The sequence below is a fragment of the Acidovorax sp. CF316 genome (genome assembly GCF_000276605.1).
Lineage (GTDB): Bacteria > Pseudomonadota > Gammaproteobacteria > Burkholderiales > Burkholderiaceae_C > Acidovorax.
This window is the reverse complement of the sequence record NZ_AKJX01000082.1, coordinates 1-1,656: the sequence shown is the minus strand read 5'-3', so window position 1 is coordinate 1,656 and position 1,656 is coordinate 1. Positions and strand designations below refer to the sequence as shown.

The 1,656-nt window shown below is 53.9% G+C and carries 2 protein-coding genes; both read left to right on the top strand.

Annotated features, from left to right (window positions below; all coding sequences use genetic code 11):
• Positions 1-721, top strand: a 721-nt coding sequence (locus tag PMI14_RS34745; RefSeq protein WP_007851807.1) for a hypothetical protein, incomplete at its 5' end; no start/stop codon positions are given.
• Positions 718-1,011, top strand: coding sequence for a hypothetical protein (locus PMI14_RS34740; protein WP_146187993.1), 294 nt, complete (start codon positions 718-720; stop codon positions 1,009-1,011). The genes PMI14_RS34745 and PMI14_RS34740, both read left to right, overlap by 4 nt.
• The last annotated feature ends 645 nt before the right edge of the window (positions 1,012-1,656 follow it).

The window sequence follows — 1,656 nt, the reverse complement described above, 5'->3', positions numbered from 1 at the left end:
TGATGGGCAGGATTTGGTGGACTTGGCGTTTGGCATTGCACAGTTGGAGCGCTCAGCCTCGGCCCCGTCGGGTCTTGAGCGGCCCAACGGCAGGGCACCTTCCGCCCCCTATCTTCCCATCCAGATGAGCCGCGGGGCGGGAGATGACAACGCGGGTGCAGCACCGAAGAAAGGTCCGCTGGGAACGAAGGACAATCCCCGGCCCATTCCCTTCAAGGAAGAAGACCTCAAGGTCCGGATGTCAAAAGACAATCCCTACGCGGACGACATTGCTTTGCTTGTGGGTGAAGAGTATGTTGGCTTCGCCAACATAGAAGATGATGAAAAAAATGGACCTTCCCTGAATATTTCAAAAACAGCAAAAATAGAATCATCAGGAGAATTCGTGAAAATTGATGCCCACGGAGTGACTGAGGCAATGCTGAGAAAATTGATTTCTTACTACCTCGAAACGAAAGGGCATCTTCCGGTTGGGTTGCCAGGCAAACTGGCCAACAGCAATCTCAGAAATTTCCAAAAAGAATTCGACAAGCATCGCAAAAACAATCAAAATGGAACAAAGGATGATTGGGCACAGGCCGCGATAAGGGACATATCGTTCGGCAAAGCTAGGCATAGGCTGGGATATGGAATTTTTGAGATAACACCAAAGGACCCGATTGACGTCGATGAACTGAAAGAAGTGCCCAGCAAATTGAATATTATTGCAAAGCAAAAATGATTATCAAAGGAGTTACCATGGCTGGTTTGCGCGATTCCACTCTAAAAGCACTGGAGCGTGATCTGGGAAGAGATGTATCGCAGGAAGAAGGAAGCTGCAGTAGTTACAGGGAGGTGTACGACCTCCACATTAATGATGTGCGGAAGCTTGCTCCTTTGGATGCGGATAGATACATAAGGTATCTTCTTGGAGGGTCGAGCCTTGGAAACGCCAAGCTCTTTACGTACTTTGTCGCCAAGGAGGGCATGGATATTGACCATTGGCTGGAAAATTATTACGAGAAAGAATGAAATAAATTTCTGCGACTTTTCAATCGCCGGAAGCGGTTAACGCATTGGTTCTGGCGAGCAGGCCCAGTCCTCCTCCCTGCCAAGCCAGCAGATCAGCCGTAGCTCGCCAAATCAGAACTCCAGGGCCTGCCCTTCAAGCCTGCCACTGTTCAACCGGTGCGCGCTGCGGTTGCCAAACCCACCAACAGCATGGGCTTGCTTGAAGAGGGTCGTGGCCACGTGGTGGTTGCCACCTCGGCCGACATCCAGGCGCATTGGGAGCCCCTGGTCGGCGATGTCGATATGGGCTCGCAAGACACCGGTTTGGCCCAGGGGTTCTTCGACCCTAGAACCTGTTCACGATCTCGCAGGGGATCGCGTTGGAGCGCAATCGGGATGAGTGGATGCTTCGGATGCGCCGCATGGGCCCATGCCCATGCAAGCAGGCGGGGCGTCCAATCGCCCGATTTCGCTCCAACCCTTCGGGCAAGTGCCTTGGCGGGCGGTCTGCGGCGTTGCGGCGCTTGTTGATAGCCGGGCTATCAACTGCACCCCGCGCCTTGCACCCCATCCCGCCAAGGCCGCAGCGCGACCCCTGGGAGACCGTGAACAGGTTCTAAACCAACACCGTCTTCCTTATCGCCTACCACATCGAAGCCGGCCAGG

Excerpts from the sequence above, each read along its gene's own strand:
- PMI14_RS34740 (WP_146187993.1), top strand. The coding sequence starts at position 718 with ATGATTATCAAAGGAGTTACCATGGCTGGTTTGCGCGATTCCACTCTA.